Here is an 18348-nt window from a genome sequence, read left to right on the forward strand (position 1 = left end):
GATGTATTATGTCAAGGTCACTCTGGGCGTCGTGCTGGGCGTCTTTGTCTTCCTTTTCCTGGATTATGCCCTGCCCAGCAAGGACACGGTGCGGATCACCAACACCTATAACCGCCTGACCGAGATCGGGCGCAACGCGATCTTCTACGCCTCCGACGACACCGGCACGGTGCAGAACGCCTCCGGTCAGCGCGATATCCGCTTCATCGAAACGGTGCGGCCGAGCGAGAAGGTCTTCGTCTACCGCAACGAGGATACCGGGCTGATCTGGCCGCCCTATTTCAAGTATGACAGCTCCAACCTGCATGCCGAGGCGACCAATCTGCGTTCGGATTCGCGCGACCCGATCTGGGTCAGCATCACCTCCTATGGCTGGCGGATCCCGCTGTTCTCGATCTATCCCAACGCGATCTCCGTCAAGCAGGTGGCCGGGCCGTCGGACGCGCCGCTGAACTGGCCGGCCATGCTGATCCTGATCCTGCTGGGCGTGCTGCTGTTCCTGCTGTGGCGGATGTGGAACCAGTTCCGCGAACGCACCATCGATCCGGCCGCGAAGCGCATGGGCGCGGCGGTGGACCGGGCCGATGCGCGCGCCGATGCGGCCATGGACCGGGTCAGCGGCGAGTTCACCGAGGCGCGCGAGGGGTTCACCGGCTGGCTCAACACCTGGAAGGGCAAGCCGCGGAAGTGAGCCGCGCGCGGCGTCGGGGCAGGGTGATCCGCATCGGTTTCAGCCAGTGCAGGATCGCCGGGCCGGTGAGCTGGTAGAACGCCTCCTCGGGGATCGTCTGCGGTGTCGTCTGGATCAGCAGCGGGGTCATGGGATGTGCCTTTCTTTTTCACGGATGGAGATATAACCTGCGGTCCATCCCCGGATAACCGCGGGAATTCGCAAGGTGTGTTTCAAAAATGAAAAACATCGGCTGGGAGGATTTGCAGGTCTTCTTCCATGTCGCGCAAACGGGCGGCCTGTCCGGCGCTGCGCGGGAGCTGGGGCTCAGCGCGGCGACGATCGGGCGCAGGATGCTGGCGCTCGAGCAGAAGACCGGGATGACGCTGTTTGCGCGGTCGCAATCGGGCTATGCGCTGACGCCGGAGGGCACGGCGCTGCTGCACCGGGTCCGCGCCATGCAGGCCGCCGCCCGCCCGGTCGAGCAGCTTCTGTCGCCAGAGGCCAACCGCCCGGTGGTGCGCCTGTCGGCCGGCACCGCCACGGCGCATTTCCTGGCCGGTGAGTTCCGCGAACTGACCCGGCCGGGCGATCCGTTCGTGCTGAATTTCGTCACCACCGAGGCGGTGCTGGACATCGCCCATCGCGAGGTCGATCTGGGCATCCGCAATCGCCCGGCCGAGGCGGGAAACCTCGCCTCGCTCAAGCTCGGCACGCTGCGCTTCGCCCCCTATCGCAGCCGCAGCGTGCCGCGCCCGGATCTGCTGGAATGGGTGTCGATGGATGAGGCCCATGCCCGCCACCCCGCGGCCAGATGGTTGCTGGACGAGGATGTTCCGGTCTCGGTCTGGGCCAACACGGTGGCGACGGTGCAGGAGCTGGTCCGGGCCGGGGCCGGGATCGGCGTCATGCCCTGCATGATCGGGGATCGCGATCCGTCCCTTGCGCGGGCGGGAGATCTGATCGAGGCGCTGACCGAGACGCAATATCTGGTCATGCATGACGATGACCGCCATCAGCCCCATCTCCGCAGCGTGATCTCGCGCCTCTCGGCGGTCTATGCCGCCCATGCCGGGCTGCTGGCGGGGGACCGGCCGCTGCGGAATTGAGCCGCCGCTTGCGCTTGTGGCGCTGACGATCCGGGGCTAGGCTGACCGCCTGACACGACGCGGGAACATCATGGCCGAACACCGAAATCCCGGAACCGAGCTGACAGCGGACTGGTTCGCGGATCTGCGCATCAACACCCCGGCGGTGGAACGCCGCGCGGCGACACTGCCCGTGCGGCGCTCGATCAAGAAGGAATTCCAGGCGGCCTGGCTGCTCAAGGCCATAAGCTGCATCGACCTGACCACGCTGGCGGGCGACGATACCGAGGACCGGGTGGCCCGGCTCTGCGCCAAGGCGCGCCAGCCGATCGCCCCCGAGATGCTGGCCGCAATGGGGGTCGAGGGGCTGACCACCGGCGCGGTCTGCGTCTATCCGACGATGGTGGCGGCGGCGAAGCGCGCGCTCGGCAATTCGGGCGTGCCCGTGGCCAGCGTCGCGACCGGGTTTCCCGCCGGGCTGATGCCGCTGGATCTGCGGCTGGCCGAGATCCGCTATGCGGTCGATCAGGGCGCGGATGAGATCGACATCGTGATTACCCGCGCTCATGTGCTGCAGGGGGACTGGACGGCGCTCTATGACGAGATCCGGGCCATGCGCGAGGCCTGCGGGGCGGCGAAGATGAAGGCGATCCTGGCGACGGGCGACCTGAAATCGCTGGAAAACGTGGCCCGCGCCAGCCATGTCGCCATGCAGGCCGGGTCGGACTGGATCAAGACCTCGACCGGCAAGGAGGGTGTGAACGCCACGCTGCCGGTGTCGCTGGTGATGTGCCGCGCCATCCGGGATTATCACGCGCAGACCGGATACAAGGTCGGGTTCAAACCGGCGGGCGGGCTGAAAACATCGAAGGACGCGCTCGCTTGGCAGGTACTGATGGTCGAGGAGCTGGGCCGCGACTGGGTCCGGCCCGATCTGTTCCGCATTGGGGCCTCGTCCCTGCTGGGCGATCTGGAACGCCAGATCAGCCATTACGTCACCGGCCGCTATGCCGCGGCCCATCGCCTGACCATGGCCTGAGGGATCATATGCCGACTGTGAGCGAGATCATGGAAACGATGGACTACGGCCCCTCGGTCGAGGATTCGGGCGCGGTGCGCGACTGGCTGAAGGATCGCGAGCGGTTCGGCCATTTCATCGATGGCAGCTTTACCGCCGCAGGGCGCGGGTTCGTCACCACCGATCCGGCGACGGGCGACACGCTGGCCCAGATCAGTCAGGGCACTGCGGAGGACATTGCGGCGGCGGTCAAGGCGGCGCGCAAGGCGCAACCGAAATGGGCCGGGCTGAGCGGGCAGGAGCGGGCGCAATATCTCTATGCCATCGCGCGGACCATCCAGAAACGCGAACGCTTCCTGTCGGTGCTGGAAAGCCTCGACAATGGCAAGCCGATCCGCGAAAGCCGCGATGCCGATATTCCGCTGGTGGTGCGCCATTTCTATCATCATGCCGGTTGGGCGGCGCTGATGGCGGAGGAGTTTCCCGACCACAGCGCCATCGGCGTGGCGGGCCAGATCATCCCGTGGAATTTCCCGCTGCTGATGCTGGCCTGGAAAATCGCACCTGCGATTGCGGCGGGCAATACGGTGGTGCTGAAACCGGCTGAATACACCCCGCTGACCGCGCTCGCCTTTGCCGAGATCTGCCAGGAAATCGGGCTGCCGCGCGGCGTGGTCAATATCGTCACCGGGGATGGCGAGACCGGCGCGGCGCTTGTCGAGGCGGATGTGGACAAGATCGCCTTCACCGGCTCGACCGAGGTGGGCCGCGCCATCCGCGCCGCGACGGCCGGGACCGGCAAGCGTCTGACGCTGGAGCTGGGCGGCAAATCCCCCTTCATCGTGATGGATGACGCCGATCTGGACGCGGCGGTGGAAGGGGTCGTCGATTCCATCTGGTTCAACCAGGGGCAGGTCTGTTGCGCTGGCTCGCGGATCCTCGTGGCCGAGGCGGTGGCCGAGCGGTTCGAGACGCGGCTGGCACGGCGGCTGGAGCGGTTGCGGGTGGGCCCACCGCTCGACAAATCCACCGATGTCGGCGCGATCGTGCATCCGTTGCAGAAGGACCGGATCGTCAATCTCTGCCGTCAGGCAGTGACCGCGGGGGCGGATCTGGTGGGCGGTCAGCCGGGCGAGACGTGCTATGTCGCGCCGGGCTATCTGCGCGAGGTTTCGCCCGCAAACCCGGCGTGGAGCGAGGAAATCTTCGGTCCCATCGCCACGCTGACGACCTTCCGCACCGCCGATGAGGCGATCAGCCTGGCCAACAACACCCGCTACGGGCTGGCGGCGATGATCTTTTCCGAAAGCGCCACGGTCGCCACCGACCTGGCCGCGCAGGTGAAATCCGGCGTGGTCTGGATCAATGGCGCGAATATGTTCGATGCTGCCGCGCCCTTCGGCGGGATGCGCGAATCCGGCTTCGGACGCGAGGGCGGGCGCGTGGGGATGCTGGATTACATGTCAGCCCCAACCATCAAGGATATAAAGGAAAAAACGCCCAAGCCGCCCAAGGCGCTGCCCGATGGCAAGGCGGCGGTGGCCGGGATCAACCGGACCGAGAAGCTGTATATTGGCGGGGCGCAGAAGCGGCCCGATGGCGGGGCCAGTTATCGCGCGGCGTCGGGCGATCTGGTGCCGCTCGGCAATCGCAAGGATATCCGCAACGCGGTCGAGGCGGCAAAGAAAGCCGGGAAATCGGCGGCAATGGGCGGGCATGGCCGCGCGCAGGTGCTGTATTTCATCGCCGAGAACCTGTCGCTGCGCCGCGAGGAGCTGGCGGCGAAACACGGGGGCGAGGCGGTCGATCGTGCCGTATCGCGGCTGTTCTACTATGCGGCATGGGCGGACAAGTTCGACGGTCTGAACGTGCAGACCAAGCCGGATTACCTGGTCAACGTGATCCCCCAGCCTTTTGGCGTCATCGGTGTGGTCTGCCCGAACGATGCGCCGTTGCTGGGCTTCGTCAGCCTCGTTGCGCCGGCGATTGCGATGGGCAACAGCGTGGTGGCGATCCCGGCGCAGGATGATCCGGTCGCCGCCTTCGATCTGGCGCAGATCTTCGACACTTCCGATCTGCCCGGCGGGGTGGTCAACATCGTCTCCGGCCCGAAGGATGATCTGGCGGCGGTGCTGGCCGCGCATGACGATGTCGCGGCGCTGTGGTTCTGCGGCAGCAAGGGGGCCGAGGCGGTGGAACGCGCCTCGACCGGCAATCTCAAGCCGGTCTGGTCATTCCCCAATCTCGACTGGTCCGCCGATGCGGCGCAGGGACGCCGCTTCCTGGATCATGCGGTGCAGTGGAAAACCGTGTGGCTGCCCTATGGCGCGCTCCCGGCCGGAACCGGAAGCGTCGCATACTGAGCGGGGCCGGGCGACCTCCGGGAGGCGTCGTCAGGCCGATTTCCGGCGCTGCTCGATCCGGTTGCCGGCCTCGTCCACCTCTTCGGTGATGACGGTGAAATTCAGCAGGCGATGCGCGCCGAAGCTGGAAATCAGCGCCACATCCGTCGCGTCCCGCCCGTATCCGACCGGGATCCGGCCGATCCGGCGCGAGTTGTTGCGCGGATCGAAATTCCACCACCGCCCGGACAGATAGACCTGCACCGAGGCCGCGTAGTCCATCGGGTCGGGCGGCACCGGCACGCCGAAATCACCCAGATGCGCGTTGACATAGCGCGCCGGGATGTTCAGCGCCCGGCACATCGCGATGGCCAGATGCGCGAAGTCGCGGCATACCCCCTTGCCCTGATCGAATGCGTCCTTGGCGGTGCGCGTCGCGTCGGCATCCTGATAGTTGAAGGTGATGTGGTTATGGACCCAGTCCATGATCGCCTGCACCCGGTTCCAGCCCTGCGGCACCTGACCGAACAGATCCCAGGCCTGGGCCAATAACAGATCCGAGTCGCAGTAGCGCGACGGCATCAGGAATTGCAGCACATCATCCGGCAGCGCCTCGATGGGCATTTCCTGAGCCTCGGGAAATTCCGGCTCGGGCAGGCCGCTATCGGTGATGATGGCGGTCTGCTGCATGCGGAACTTGCCGGGGTCGGCGTTCAGCCGTCGGGTGAAATTGCCGAAATCATCGATGAAGGTCGAATAGGGCACGGCGGGATCGGTGGAGAATGCCTCGATCCCGCGCAGGTCCAACTGCCGCTCAGGCCGCACCGACATTTGCAGCAGCATGGAGAGCGGCCCGTCACTTTCTATCGTGATGTCATAGCCATAGCGGATGAGCATCACGCAACCGTCAGGTCGAGGGTGACATCGGCATTCATCAGTTTCGACAGCGGGCAGCCGGTCTTGGCCCCCTCGGCCGCCTTCTCGATGGCCGCGCGGTCGCCGCTGCCCGAGACGCGCGAGGTGAGCGCGGCGGTCTTGATGCTGAACCCGTCGCCATCCTTGTCGAGCGAGATGGCCGAGCTGGTCTCGATGCTGACATCGGTGATCCCGGCCTCGGCCAGCTCCTTGGACAGCGCCATCGAGAAGCAGGCAGCATGCGCGGCGCCGAGCAGCTCCTCGGGATTGGTGCCGTTCTGGTCCTCGAACCGCATGCCGAACCCGTAGGGCTGGGCCGACAGCGCGCCGGACTCGGTCGAGACCTCGCCCTTGCCATCTTTCAGCCCGCCTTGCCATTTCGCTGAACCGGTCTTGGTAACCATCTCGTCCTCCTGTAATCGGAATCGTGACACTGCCACCCAACGCGAAGCCGGGGCGCAGGTTCAACGGATCGACGAAAGAAAAGCGGCGGAAGGTCGGAATTGCCGGTTTATGAGCTTGCGGCGCTAGGTGCCGCGATATGTTGGGCGCTGACCGGGCTGATCGCGGCCCCCGCCTCGGCGCATCTGGGGCCGTTCGCCTTCAATTTCTATCGCCAGAGCCTTGTGGCGCTGATCCTTGGCGTGATCGTCTGGTCGGCCGGGCTGTGGCAGGGCGTCACCGCAGCGCAGCTTGCGGCCCTGGCGGTGTCGGGGGTGATCGGCATCTTTGTCGGTGACACCACGCTGTATCTGGCGATGAACCGGCTGGGGCCGCGCCGGGCCGGGGCGCTGTTTGCGCTGAACGCGCCGATGGCGGCGGTGCTGGGCTGGGGGTTTCTGGGCGAGACGCTGAGTCTGGCCGGCTGGGCCGGGGTGATCCTGTGCGCGGCGGGCGTCACCATCGCGGTGCTGGGACGCGCCGGGCGCGGCGGCAGCCATGCCTACGAGGCGGTGCACGGCAATATCTGGATCGGCATGGGGTTCGGACTGGCCTCCGGGCTGGGTCAGGCGCTCGGCTCGCTGATTGCGCGCCCGGTCATGGCGCAGGGCTTCGATCCGGTCGCGGGCACGCTGATCCGCATCTCCTGCGCCGTTCTGGTGCTGGCGGCGGTGATGGCGTCGCCGCTCAAGGCGGTGCGGCAGCGCGGCCCGGTCACGGGGCCGGTGTTCCTGCGCATCGCCGGGTCGGGAATCATGGCGATGGTGATCGGCATGTCGCTGCTGCTGTTTGCGTTGCAAGGCGGCAAGGTGGGCATCGTCTCGACGCTGTCGGCGCTGTCGCCGGTGGTCATCCTGCCGGCGCTGTGGCTGGTGACCGGGGACCGACCCAGCCCGACAAGCTGGATCGGCTCTCTCATCGCGGTGGCGGGTATGGCGCTAATCTTCCTGCGCTGATCAGCCGCAGATCCGTTCCCATTCCGCCATCGCATAGCGGTCGGTCATGCCCGCTACATAATCCAGCACGATCCGCGCCCGCTCGGTCTGGGATGCGGCGAACGCCTCCGGCCGCCAATGCTCGGGCAGCATTTCGGGGTTGGTCATGTAGAGCGGGAACAGATCGTTCAGCATCGCCGTCACCAGCTTGCGTTCGTCCACGACCGAAGGCGCGCGATACATGCGGGTGAACAGGAAGGACTTGATCGCCTTGAGGTTCTGATAAAGCGGCTTGGAGAACCGGATGATCGGCCCGTCCATCGCCCGGATCTCCTCGACCGAACGGGGCTGCAGCGCGGCCAGACGGTTCTGCGCCACGGCGATCACATCCTCCACCATCACGCCGAAGACCCGCCGCAGCGCCTCGTGGCGGCGACGGCCCCGGTCCAGGCCGGGATGGAGCGCATCGACCTCGGCGAAGGCGGGGCCGACCACCGGCAAATCGGCCAGATCGGCTTCGGTGAACAGCGCGGCGCGCAGCCCGTCATGCAGATCGTGATGGTTATAGGCGATGTCGTCGGCCACCGCCGCGACCTGCGCCTCGGCGCTCGCGTTGCTGGACAGCTCCAGATCCCATTGCCCGTTCACCTCTGCCAGCGCATAGGGCAGGGGCGCGGCCACCGGCCCGTTATGCTTGGCGATCCCCTCCAGCGTCTCCCAGGTCAGGTTCAGCCCGTCGAACCCCGCATAGTGCCGCTCCAGCCGGGTGACGATGCGCAGGGCCTGCGCGTTGTGATCAAAGCCGCCATAGGGCGCCATCAGGGCAGAGAGCGCGTCCTCGCCGGTATGGCCGAAGGGCGGGTGGCCCAGATCATGGGCAAGCGCCACCGCCTCGGCCAGATCGGTGTTCAGCGACAGGGCGCCGGCGATGGTGCGGGCAACCTGCGCCACCTCGATCGTATGGGTCAGCCGGGTGCGGAAGTAATCGCCGCGATAGGCGTCGCCCTCCTGTTCCACGAAGACCTGGGTCTTGTGCTTCAGCCGCCGGAAGGCCGAGGAATGGATGATCCGGTCGCGGTCGCGCTGCCAGGGCGAGCGGAAGCTGGACAGGTTTTCAGGGAGCAGCCTGCCGCGGCTGTCATCGGGCTGGCAGGCATAGGGCGCGGTCATCATCGCTCCTCGCGGCGGGTTTCCTTGCAGCGTTGCGGGGCGGACCCTATATTCCCGGCAGGATAAGTGAAACGGGAACGCCCCATGAACCTGCCCCCTCAAGTCACCGAACGCGCCTTTGCACGGCTGGCCGAGATCAATGACGGCGCGGCGCCACCGCAGGCCCTGCGCGTGGCGGTGGAAGGCGGCGGCTGTTCGGGGTTTCAATATGACATCCGGCTGGACGCCCCGGCCGAGGATGATCTGGTGCTGGAAGGCAATGGTCAACGTGTGCTGGTCGATCCCGTCTCGCTGCCGTTTCTGGCCGGTGCGGTGATCGATTTCGCCGATGAGCTGATCGGGGCGCGCTTCGTGATCGAGAACCCGAATGCGGCGTCCTCCTGCGGGTGCGGGACGTCGTTTTCTATCTGAGGTTTTACGCGCAGATCCTTGACCTGACTGAAAATTTCAGATCCGTCGGATCAAGCGGATCGGGCCCGATCCGGTCTTGCGGCACAGCGCCGGAGTATAGGGCGCGCCGCTCCGCCTCGCTGGGGTCGTCGTCATGTTCGTCGAACAGCCCGTCCTGCCATTGCGCATAGTGGCAGATCACACGTGCTGCGATGCCGGTGACACGCTGCCCTGCGTCGCTGTTCTCGATGGTCAGCACATGGCCGTTCAGGCGGCTGTGACCGGCCATGAACTGCAGGGGCTCCGGCAGTTCGAGCACCGTCGTGTCGGGGCCGAACAGCGCCGCCTCGCCGCGCCAGAGCTGGCCGGAGGCGATGCGGATCCGCCATTCTCCTGGCGGGACGAGGATCCGGAAGAAGGATCCGCCGCGGACATAGCCGGCCAACACCTGCTCGCCGATTTCGGGGTCGATCAGCGTGACGACGTGGTCCGCGCCGCCCTGGCTGCGGATCTGCAAGGGCAGCGTGGCGGGCAGGCCGCTGCGGTTCCACATCAACCCGGCCGGCGGGCGATCCACGTCCTGGGCAAATGCTGGTTGCGACAGCAGGGAGAGAACGGTCAGCACGGCGCAGAACACGCTTGCGAAAAACATCTTCACGGGCAGCTTCCTTTCCCCGTCAGGCTAGCGGCAATCGGTGATCTTGCCAATCGCGATGCCCCGGCACATGATGCCGCCATGAAAATCGCGAGCTTCAACATCAACGGAATCAAGGCGCGGATCGGGGCGCTCGGCGACTGGCTGCAAGCCGCCGCGCCGGACCTGGTGGTGTTGCAGGAAATCAAGACGGTGGACGAGAATTTCCCCGCCGCGCATTTCGAGGATATGGGTTATAACCTCGCCGTGCACGGGCAGAAAAGCTTCAACGGGGTGGCGATCCTGTCGAAACTGCCGCTGGAGGATGTGACCCGCGGTCTGCCAGGTGACGACGCTGACGAACAGGCCCGCTATATCGAGGCGACGGTGGTGGGCGACCACGCGGTGCGGATCGCGGGGCTGTATCTTCCCAACGGCAACCCGGCGCCGGGGCCGAAATACGACTACAAGCTGGCCTGGATGGAGCGGCTGCGGCTCCGCGCGGCGGACTTGCTGGCACTTGAAATGCCGGTGGTGATGCTGGGCGATTTCAACATCATCCCGCAGCCCCGCGATGCCGCGGAACCGGCGGAATGGGTCAAGGACGCGCTGTTTCTGCCCGACAGCCGCGCCGCCTTTCGCCGCATCGCAGCGCAGGGCTGGACCGACGCGCTGCGCGATGCCGATCCGTTCGGGCGGCGCGGCCCGTTCACCTTCTGGGATTTCCAGGGCGGCGCCTGGCGGCGCGACAACGGCATCCGCATCGATCACCTGATGTTGTCGCCGCAAGCCGCTGATCTGGTAACATCATCCGGCGTGGACCGAGAGGTCCGCGCGGGCGAGAAACCGTCGGATCACGTGCCGGTCTGGGTCGATCTCGCCGCCTGAATTCGCATTTCCGTCTTTCTTCTGACAAGGAAGATTTACATATGGAAACGCGGTGCTATGGTCTTTGCAGTCGCAGAAACTTGGGGGCGTCATGCGCAGCATCAGCAAGATACTCGTGGCCAATCGGGGCGAAATCGCGATCCGCATCATGCGGGCAGCCAACGAACTGGGCAAGAAGACCGTGGCGGTCTATGCCGAGGAGGACAAGCTCGGGCTGCACCGATTCAAGGCGGATGAGGCGTATCGCATCGGTGAGGGTCTGGGCCCGGTCGCGGCCTATCTCTCCATCCCCGAGATCATCCGGGTTGCAAAGCAATCCGGCGCCGACGCGATCCATCCGGGCTATGGGCTGCTGTCGGAAAACCCCGAGCTGGTCGATGCCTGCCGCGAGGCCGGGATCATCTTCATCGGTCCCAAGGCGGAAACCATGCGCGCGCTCGGCGACAAGGCCTCCGCCCGCCGCGTGGCGATCGAGGCGGGCGTGCCGGTCATCCCCGCGACAGAGGTTCTGGGCGATGATTTCGATGCCATCAAGGCAGAGGCTGCCGAGATCGGCTATCCCCTGATGCTCAAGGCGTCCTGGGGCGGCGGCGGGCGCGGGATGCGCCCTATCAACGGCGAGGGCGAGCTGGTCGAGAAGGTCCGAGAGGGCCGGCGAGAGGCCGAGGCCGCCTTCGGCAATGGCGAAGGCTATCTGGAAAAGATGATCACCCGCGCCCGCCATGTCGAGGTGCAGTTGCTGGGTGATACCCATGGCGGGCTGTATCATCTCTATGAACGCGACTGCACCGTGCAGCGCCGCAATCAGAAGGTCGTCGAACGCGCCCCTGCGCCTTACCTGACCGAAGCGCAGCGCGAAGAGGTCTGTGCGCTCGCGCTGAAGATCGGGCGGGCGGTCGGTTATCAGGCGGCGGGCACGGTCGAGTTCCTGATGGATATGGAGACCGACGCCTTCTATTTCATCGAGGTCAATCCGCGCGTGCAGGTCGAACACACCGTGACCGAGGAAGTCACCGGCATCGACATCGTACAGGCGCAGATCAGGATCGCCGAGGGCGCGACGCTGGCCGAGGCCACGGGGGTGGCCGCGCAGGACCAGGTCACGCTGTCGGGCCATGCCGTGCAATGCCGGGTGACGACCGAGGATCCGCAGAACAACTTCATCCCCGATTACGGCCGCATCACCGCCTATCGCTCGGCCACCGGCATGGGCATCCGGCTGGATGGCGGCACGGCCTATTCGGGCGGGGTCATCACGCGCTATTACGATTCGCTGCTGGTGAAGGTCACGGCCTGGGCGCAGACACCCGAACAGGCGATCCGCCGCATGGACCGGGCGCTGCGCGAATTCCGGGTGCGCGGTGTCAGCACGAATATCGATTTCGTCATCAACCTGCTGAAACACCCGACCTTTCTGTCGGACGAATACACCACGAAATTCATCGACACGACGCCCGAGCTGTTCGATTTCCGCGAGCGGCAGGACCGGGCGACCAAGATCCTCACCTATCTGGCCGACATCACCGTGAACGGCCATCCCGAAACCGCAGGCCATGCGGCACCGCCCGCCGAGGCGCGCCCGCCCGCCGCCCCGCAGCCCCGCGTCTCGCCCCCGCCCGCCGGCACCAGGCAGATGCTGGAAGAGCAGGGCGCGCAGGCCGTGGCCGACTGGGTGGCCTCGCAGAAACGCCTGCTGCTGACCGACACCGCGATGCGCGACGGGCATCAATCGCTGCTGGCAACCCGGATGCGCTCGATCGACATGATCCGGGTCGCGCCCGCCTATGCGGCGAACCTGCCGCAGCTGTTCAGCGTCGAGTGCTGGGGGGGCGCGACCTTTGACGTGGCTTACCGCTTCCTGCAGGAATGCCCCTGGCAGCGCCTGCGCGACATTCGCGCGGCCATGCCGAACCTGATGACGCAGATGCTGCTGCGCGCCTCGAACGGGGTCGGCTATACGAATTACCCCGATAATGTCGTGCAGTCCTTCGTCAAGCAGGCGGCGGAGACCGGGGTGGATGTGTTCCGCGTCTTCGACAGTTTGAACTGGGTCGAGAATATGCGCGTCGCCATGGACGCGGTGATCGGCACCGGCAAGATCTGCGAGGCGGCGATCTGTTATACCGGCGATATCAACGACCCGGATCGCGCGAAATATGACCTGCAATACTACGTTTCCATGGGGAAAGAGCTGCGTGACGCGGGGGCCCATATCCTCGGGCTGAAGGATATGGCGGGGCTTCTGAAACCCGCCGCCGCCGGCAAGCTGATCCGCGCGCTGAAAGATGAGGTCGGGCTGCCGATCCATTTCCACACGCATGACACCTCCGGCATGGGCGGCGCGTCCTATCTGGCGGCGGCCGCGGCTGGGGTCGATATCGTCGATGGCGCGATGGATGCGCTGTCGGGCAATACCAGCCAGCCGACGCTGGGGTCGGTGGTCGAGGCGATGGCGCGGACCGAACGCGACACCGGGCTGGATATCGGCGCGATCCGCGAGATATCGAATTACTGGGAACGGGTGCGCGAAGATTACGAGGTCTTCGAATCCGGCCTGCAAGCCCCGGCCTCAGAAGTCTATCTGCACGAGATGCCGGGCGGCCAGTTCACCAATCTCAAGGCGCAGGCGCGTTCGCTCGGACTGGAAGATCGCTGGCACGAGGTCGCCAAGACCTATGCCGAGGTCAACCAGATGTTCGGCGATATCGTGAAGGTGACGCCGTCCTCCAAGGTGGTGGGAGACATGGCGCTGATGATGGTCAGCCAGGGGCTGACCCGAGCCCAGGTCGAGGATCCGTCGGTCGATGTGGCCTTCCCGGATTCGGTGGTGGACATGATGCGCGGCAATCTGGGCCAGCCTCCGGGCGGGTGGCCGGAGGCGTTGCAGAAGAAGGTGCTGAAGGGCGAGGCGCCGCTGACCGCGCGGGCAGGCGCGCAGATGGCGCCGGTGGATCTGGAGGCGACGCGGGCCGAACTGGTCGAAAAGCTGGACGGTCAGGCGGTCGATGACGAGGATCTGAACGGCTATCTGATGTATCCCAAGGTGTTCCTCGACTACATGGGCCGGCACCGCACATACGGCCCGGTGCGGACCCTGCCGACGAAGAATTTCTTCTTCGGCATGCAGCCCGGCGAGCAGATCTCCTGCGAGATCGACCCCGGCAAGACGCTGGAGATCCGCCTTCAGGCCATCGGCGAAACCGATGAGAAGGGCGAGGTGAAGGTGTTCTTCGAGCTCAACGGCCAGCCCCGCAATATCCGCGTCCCGAACCGCGCCGAAGGGGCCACGGCCACAGCGCGGCCCAAGGCGGATGCGGGCAATACCGCCCATATCGGCGCGCCGATGCCGGGCGTGGTGGCCACGGTCGCCGCGCAGGGCGGGCAGGGCGTGAAGGCGGGCGATCTGCTGCTGACCATCGAGGCGATGAAGATGGAGACCGCGATCCATGCCGACCGCGAAGGCGTGGTGAAGACCGTCCATGTCGCGCCGGGCCAGCAGATAGACGCCAAGGATCTGCTGATCGAACTGGAGGATTAGGGGCAGGGCGGGGCGTCCCGGCAGAGCCGGACGACGATCCGCTACCCACTCTGGGCCGCGCCTGCGCGTCCGCCGCGCCTCCGGCAGCCCCGGCCCGGAACAAGGGGCGCAGCCCCGCCGGGCCAGCAGATCGACGGAAGGATCTGCTGAGCGTGCTGGAAGAATGGGCGGAGCGCGAGCGCGTCCCGGCGAGCCGAGCAACGGTCCGCGTCGCTGATGCGCCGCGCCTGCCCGTCCGCCGCGCCTCCGGCCGCTCCGGTCCGGAACAAGGGGCGCAGCCCCGCCGGGCCAGCGGCCGACCGCCCCATGGGCGGCCGCTTCTTCGCCGGTCCGTGCCGAACAGTCGTTCGATTTTGCTGCACCATAAAGGCGCTTATTCCAAGCGCCGACAGCGGCCACCCGCGGTCGTCCGCTGGCCTTCTGCCAGTTTTCCGGGTCGGTTGCTGTGAGCGTGTTTTCAGCGGTTGTTCGGCAGGGGACCGGGTATCCGCCTTTAGCCCAATGCATTGCTCAGCGGGGTCGCCCAAGTTTGCGTGCCCCCGCCCGCCTCACAACGATTCCAGCCAGGCGATCAGCGCGGCGCGATCCTCGGGCGGCATGGCGACCACCGCGTCGCGCGCCGCCTGCGCCTCGCCGCCATGCCACAGAATCGCCTCGGTCAGCGAGCGCGCGCGGCCGTCATGGAGATAGTTCTCCACCCCCGTCACCTGACCATTCAGCGAGATCCCCCAGAGCGGCGCGGTGCGCCATTCCCGGCCGGTGGCGCGGGATTCCGGGCGGTGATCGGCCAGCCCCTCGCCCATGTCATGCAGCAGCAGATCGGTATAGGGCCAGATGAGCTGGAAGCTCTGCGGGTCGCGATCCGCCAGCCGGTGGGTGACGAATTTCGGGCGGTGGCAGGACGTGCAACCGGTTTCATAGGCGATCTGCTTGCCGCGCAGCACCTGCGGATCGTCCAGATTGCGGCGTTCCGGCACGGCGAGATTGCGGGAATAGAAGCTGACCAGATCCATGCTCTCGCGATCGACCTCCAGCCCGTCGCGGATGCCGTCCTCCTGCCCGGCGGGCGCGGACCGGCAGGCGGTCTGCGCGGCGCTGCACTCGCCGGACGGGTCCGGGAACAGCGGCGTGGACAGCCCCATATCGCCGGAAAATGCCGACGCCGATTGCTCGAAGATGGTGGCATTGCCGGCCTTGTGGCCGAACCGGCCCAGCATGGGCTGATCGAACTCGCTCGACCAGACGATCTGGGCGCGGCCGGAAATCCCGTCGCCATCGGCGTCATCCGGGTCGGCGGCGGCCAGGATGTCGGCGGCGGGCACCGCCTCCAGCAGACCCAGCCCGATCATCTGCGGGGCGACGCGGGGCGAGATCATCACGTCATCGCGCGGCGCGCCATAGGCGGGATCATCGATGCTGTAATCAGGGGCGCGCAGCGTGACCTCCTCGCCGCCGGAAAGCGTCACCGGGATCTCGCGCCAGCTGACCCCCATGCGCGCCTCGGCCAGATAGCCCGCCAGCGACAGATCCTGCAATTGCCCGCCATAGACCGGCTCGGGGCTGGTGGGGATGTAATCGGGGATGCCCGGCACATCCGCGCCGCCCGGCACGGACAGCCGCAGGAAGGCCGAGACGCGGCTGTCATCCGGGCCGTCGGGCATGTGGCCGCGCCCGTCCTTGATATGGCAGTTCTGGCAGGAGCGCGCGTTGTAAAGCGGCCCCAGCCCGTCGCTGCCCTTGGTCGAGGAGGGCGCGCCGATCCACAGTTTGCGGAAGATGCCGTTGCCGACCTTGAAATCCAGCTCATCCTCGAAGGCCAGGTTTTCCGAGAACTGGGAGAACGCATCTGCCGTCGGGACATAGCGCGTGGTCGCGGCGCCGCCCGGATGTTGCTCGAAAGGTTCCGGCGCGGTGAAATCGGTTGCAGGGGCGGTGACCGCGGCGACGCGATCCGCCTCTGCCGCGCTGCGGGGGATGACCGACAGATGTGGTTCACCCATCCACGCGGCGGGCGCGGTGCCGGGGGGCGGGTCGGCGGGCACGGCGCGCACCGGATCGGCGGGATCATCGGCGTGCAGCGGCAGGGGCAGGGCCGTCAACAGAAGGATCAAACCGATCCGCCGCGCAACACCGCTGGCGGATGACAGCGAGGCGCAGGCGTGGCGGGTCATCATGGCAAAAGCCGGAATTCTGTCTGGTCGGTGGGGGCGCGGGCGGTCCGGCCGCCCGGCCCGTCTGATCATTCGGCGTCGTCGGCCGATTTGGCGTTCAGCAGGCCGAAATTCTGCTGGCCGATCCGGTCATGCAGCTCGATCTGGGTCTCGAGGAAGTCGATATGGCCTTCCTCGTCCTGGATCAGATCCTCGAACAGGTTCTTGCTGACGTAATCCCCGACCGTCTCGCAATGGTCGCGCGCCTCGATATAGAGATTGCGGGCATCATGTTCCCCGGCGAGGTCGCATTCCATCGTTTCCTTGATGGACTGACCGATGCGCAGCGGGTCGAGTTTCTGCAGATTCGGATGACCTTCCAGAAAGATGATCCGCTGGATCAGCCGGTCGGCATGGTGCATTTCCTCGATCGACTCGGCGCGGGACTTGTCGGCGATCTTGCCGTAACCCCAGTCTTCCTGAAGGCGGTAATGCAGCCAGTACTGGCTGACCGCCGTCAGTTCCGATCTCAGCGCTGCGTTCAGGTATTCGATGACCTTTGCGTCGCCCTTCATTCACGTTCCTTTCCTGTCAGCCCGCCACCTTCAGGCGCAGACCCGTCAGCACCGCCGGCACCGGGTGATCCTGCCCGACGGCGAACCCGTCCGCCGCGCGCATTTCGGCGACGAACAACTTCATGCAGCCGCCGCAATCGGCGCGCTTGCCGAGCGCGTGATAGATCTTGCCCGGAGTCACGATCGTATCAGGATCGGCGGCGCGCATCCAGCCGACAGCGGCACGAATATCGCGGTCGGTGATCTGCTGACAGTGACAGACAATCATGACAAAAACCTTTGAATTTAATACCTTACTGAAACACTGCGTTGGGGTCGTCGAGGCTGTCGGAGCCCTCGAAGGCGATCTGGTTGAGGCCGAGCGCGGCCACGGCGCGCTCGATGTCCTGGGTCTGGGCGACGAGCGCATCGACCGCGTCCATGATGATCGCCTCGCCCTCGGCATTGCCCGGCGCGAGCATCTGGTCATAGGCCATCCCGCCCTCGGCCGTGTCGCGCAGCGTGGTCAGCGCCGCCATGCTGGCCTCCAGCCCTTCGGTCAGCGCCGCGTCGACATCCGCATCGGCTGCGGCCACCAGCCCGGACAGGGACGGGCCGGTCACTTCGCTGCCATCGGGGCGGACATATCGGCCCAGATAGACATTCTGAATGCCGAGCCCGTCATAGTAATGGCTCAGATGGGTCTGGTCCGAGAAGCAGTCATGTTCTTCCTCGGGGTCGTTCAGCATCAGCCCCAGCTTCATCCGCTCGCCGGCCTGCTCGCCGTAAGACAGGCTGCCCATGCCGGTCAGCATCGCGTTCAGCCCGGCCTGCGGATCCTGGGTGACGGCCTGCCGCGCCGCGCCGCCATCGGCCCAGTTCGCCACCATCTCCTCCAGATCGGAGATGAGCAGATCGGCGGCGGCGGTCAGATACTGGCCGCGCCGGTCGCAATTCCCGCCGGAGCAGGCGTCGCCGTCCGCGTAGTCGGTCCAGGGCCGTTCGCCCGCACCCGGCCCGGTACCGTTGAGATCCTGCCCCCAGAGCAGGAATTCGATGGCGTGATAGCCGGAGGCGACATTCGCCTCGATCCCGCCCGCCTCGTGCAACTGGCCGGAAATCAGTTCCGGCGTGATCTCGGCCGCGTCGATGGTCTCGCCCGAGAGATCCAGCGACGGGTTTGCGATCACGTTGAGCTGCGCCAGCTCATTATCCTCGGCCGAGGGCGTGTCCTCGGCCACGTAGTCGATCAGCCCCTCATCCAGCGGCCAGGCATTCACCCGGCCCTCCCAGTCATCGACGATCGGATTGCCGAAACGGTAGGCCTCGGTCTGCTGATAGGGGGCGCGGGCGGCGGTATAGGCCTCGCGCGCGGAGGTGAGCGTGGCCTCGGACGGGTTCTCGAGCAGCTCGCCGATGCGCGCGCGCAGCGTCTGCGCGGTGCTGAGGCTGTCGCCATAGGCGGCCTCGGCGATGTCGGCATAGGTCGCCACCACCTCCTCGGGCGTCGCAGCGAGCAATGGCTGGGCCAGAAGGGTCAGCGAGATGGCGGTCATGGTGGTGCGGATCATGGTATCTCCCGGATCGCGACGCGGTGGCATTGGCGGCGCTTTAA

The 18348-nt window shown here is 66.3% G+C and carries 17 protein-coding genes; 8 read left to right on the top strand and 9 right to left on the bottom strand.

Features of this window, described 5'->3' with window-relative positions; all coding sequences use genetic code 11:
* The first annotated feature begins 1 nt into the window (after position 1).
* Positions 2-691 carry a DUF1523 family protein gene (locus tag BLT73_RS04755; protein ID WP_090521379.1) on the top strand — a complete coding sequence of 230 codons (690 nt, stop codon included), beginning with the start codon at positions 2-4 and terminating at the stop codon, positions 689-691.
* Here BLT73_RS04755 and BLT73_RS17230 read toward each other — a convergent pair.
* Positions 660-821, bottom strand: a complete 162-nt coding sequence (locus tag BLT73_RS17230) for a hypothetical protein (RefSeq protein WP_176804915.1) — start codon at positions 819-821, stop codon at positions 660-662. The two genes, BLT73_RS04755 and BLT73_RS17230, sit on opposite strands and share 32 nt — an antisense overlap.
* 88 nt (positions 822-909) lie before the next feature.
* On the opposite strand from BLT73_RS17230, the gene BLT73_RS04760 reads away from it, so the two are divergent.
* The 3 genes from BLT73_RS04760 to BLT73_RS04770 all read left to right on the top strand — a co-directional run bounded on the left by BLT73_RS04760 (position 910) and on the right by BLT73_RS04770 (position 5139).
* Positions 910-1779: a LysR family transcriptional regulator gene (locus tag BLT73_RS04760; RefSeq protein ID WP_090521381.1), complete on the top strand. Its 870-nt coding sequence runs from the start codon at positions 910-912 to the stop codon at positions 1777-1779.
* A gap of 70 nt (positions 1780-1849) precedes the next feature.
* Positions 1850-2797: a deoxyribose-phosphate aldolase gene (deoC, locus tag BLT73_RS04765; RefSeq protein WP_090521382.1), complete on the top strand. Its 948-nt coding sequence runs from the start codon at positions 1850-1852 to the stop codon at positions 2795-2797.
* A gap of 8 nt (positions 2798-2805) precedes the next feature.
* A complete protein-coding gene (locus BLT73_RS04770) occupies positions 2806-5139 on the top strand; it encodes an aldehyde dehydrogenase family protein (RefSeq protein WP_090521383.1) in 2334 nt (777 codons plus the stop codon).
* Positions 5140-5169: 30 nt separating this feature from the next.
* On the opposite strand, the gene BLT73_RS04775 is transcribed toward BLT73_RS04770, so the two are convergent.
* Together BLT73_RS04775 and BLT73_RS04780 are read right to left on the bottom strand one after the other, a co-directional pair.
* Positions 5170-6015, bottom strand: a complete 846-nt coding sequence (locus BLT73_RS04775) for a transglutaminase-like domain-containing protein (protein WP_090521385.1) — start codon at positions 6013-6015, stop codon at positions 5170-5172.
* Positions 6015-6437 (bottom strand): OsmC family peroxiredoxin, encoded by a 423-nt coding sequence (locus BLT73_RS04780; protein WP_090521386.1) that lies wholly within the window; start codon positions 6435-6437, stop codon positions 6015-6017. The genes BLT73_RS04775 and BLT73_RS04780 overlap by 1 nt, the downstream gene beginning before the upstream one ends.
* Before the next feature lie 99 nt (positions 6438-6536).
* Here BLT73_RS04780 and BLT73_RS04785 point away from each other — a divergent pair, with 99 nt between their 5' ends.
* Positions 6537-7430 (top strand): DMT family transporter, encoded by an 894-nt coding sequence (locus BLT73_RS04785; protein WP_090521388.1) that lies wholly within the window; start codon positions 6537-6539, stop codon positions 7428-7430.
* Here the strand turns inward: BLT73_RS04785 and BLT73_RS04790 are convergent, their stop codons facing one another.
* Positions 7431-8579, bottom strand: coding sequence for a deoxyguanosinetriphosphate triphosphohydrolase (locus BLT73_RS04790; protein WP_090521879.1), 1149 nt, complete (start codon positions 8577-8579; stop codon positions 7431-7433).
* A gap of 84 nt (positions 8580-8663) precedes the next feature.
* Between BLT73_RS04790 and BLT73_RS04795 the strand changes: the two genes are divergently transcribed.
* Entirely contained in the window at positions 8664-8990 is a 327-nt protein-coding gene (locus BLT73_RS04795) for a HesB/IscA family protein (RefSeq protein WP_090521389.1), read from the top strand.
* A gap of 4 nt (positions 8991-8994) precedes the next feature.
* Here the strand turns inward: BLT73_RS04795 and BLT73_RS04800 are convergent, their stop codons facing one another.
* Positions 8995-9627, bottom strand: coding sequence for a hypothetical protein (locus BLT73_RS04800; RefSeq protein ID WP_090521391.1), 633 nt, complete (start codon positions 9625-9627; stop codon positions 8995-8997).
* 78 nt (positions 9628-9705) lie between these two features.
* On the opposite strand from BLT73_RS04800, the gene xth reads away from it, so the two are divergent.
* Both xth and BLT73_RS04810 read left to right on the top strand, forming a co-directional pair.
* Complete coding sequence (xth, locus tag BLT73_RS04805) at positions 9706-10491, top strand: exodeoxyribonuclease III (RefSeq protein ID WP_090521393.1); 786 nt, start codon at positions 9706-9708, stop codon at positions 10489-10491.
* 91 nt (positions 10492-10582) lie between these two features.
* On the top strand, positions 10583-14029 hold the full coding sequence (locus BLT73_RS04810) for a pyruvate carboxylase (protein WP_090521395.1): 3447 nt from the start codon (positions 10583-10585) through the stop codon (positions 14027-14029).
* A gap of 548 nt (positions 14030-14577) precedes the next feature.
* Here BLT73_RS04810 and BLT73_RS04815 read toward each other — a convergent pair.
* The 4 genes from BLT73_RS04815 to BLT73_RS04830 form a co-directional block, all read right to left on the bottom strand.
* Positions 14578-16029 carry a di-heme oxidoreductase family protein gene (locus tag BLT73_RS04815; protein WP_090521880.1) on the bottom strand — a complete coding sequence of 484 codons (1452 nt, stop codon included), beginning with the start codon at positions 16027-16029 and terminating at the stop codon, positions 14578-14580.
* A gap of 239 nt (positions 16030-16268) precedes the next feature.
* Positions 16269-16754, bottom strand: a complete 486-nt coding sequence (gene bfr, locus BLT73_RS04820; RefSeq protein ID WP_090521397.1) for a bacterioferritin — start codon at positions 16752-16754, stop codon at positions 16269-16271.
* A gap of 16 nt (positions 16755-16770) precedes the next feature.
* The gene (locus tag BLT73_RS04825; RefSeq protein WP_090521399.1) at positions 16771-17022 is read right to left on the bottom strand and encodes a (2Fe-2S)-binding protein; all 252 of its coding nucleotides are present in this window, start codon (positions 17020-17022) and stop codon (positions 16771-16773) included.
* A 25-nt stretch (positions 17023-17047) separates the two neighbouring features.
* Positions 17048-18304 carry an imelysin family protein gene (locus BLT73_RS04830; protein ID WP_090521400.1) on the bottom strand — a complete coding sequence of 419 codons (1257 nt, stop codon included), beginning with the start codon at positions 18302-18304 and terminating at the stop codon, positions 17048-17050.
* Positions 18305-18348 lie beyond the last annotated feature (44 nt).

Source organism: Paracoccus isoporae, assembly GCF_900101865.1.
GTDB lineage: Bacteria > Pseudomonadota > Alphaproteobacteria > Rhodobacterales > Rhodobacteraceae > Paracoccus > Paracoccus isoporae.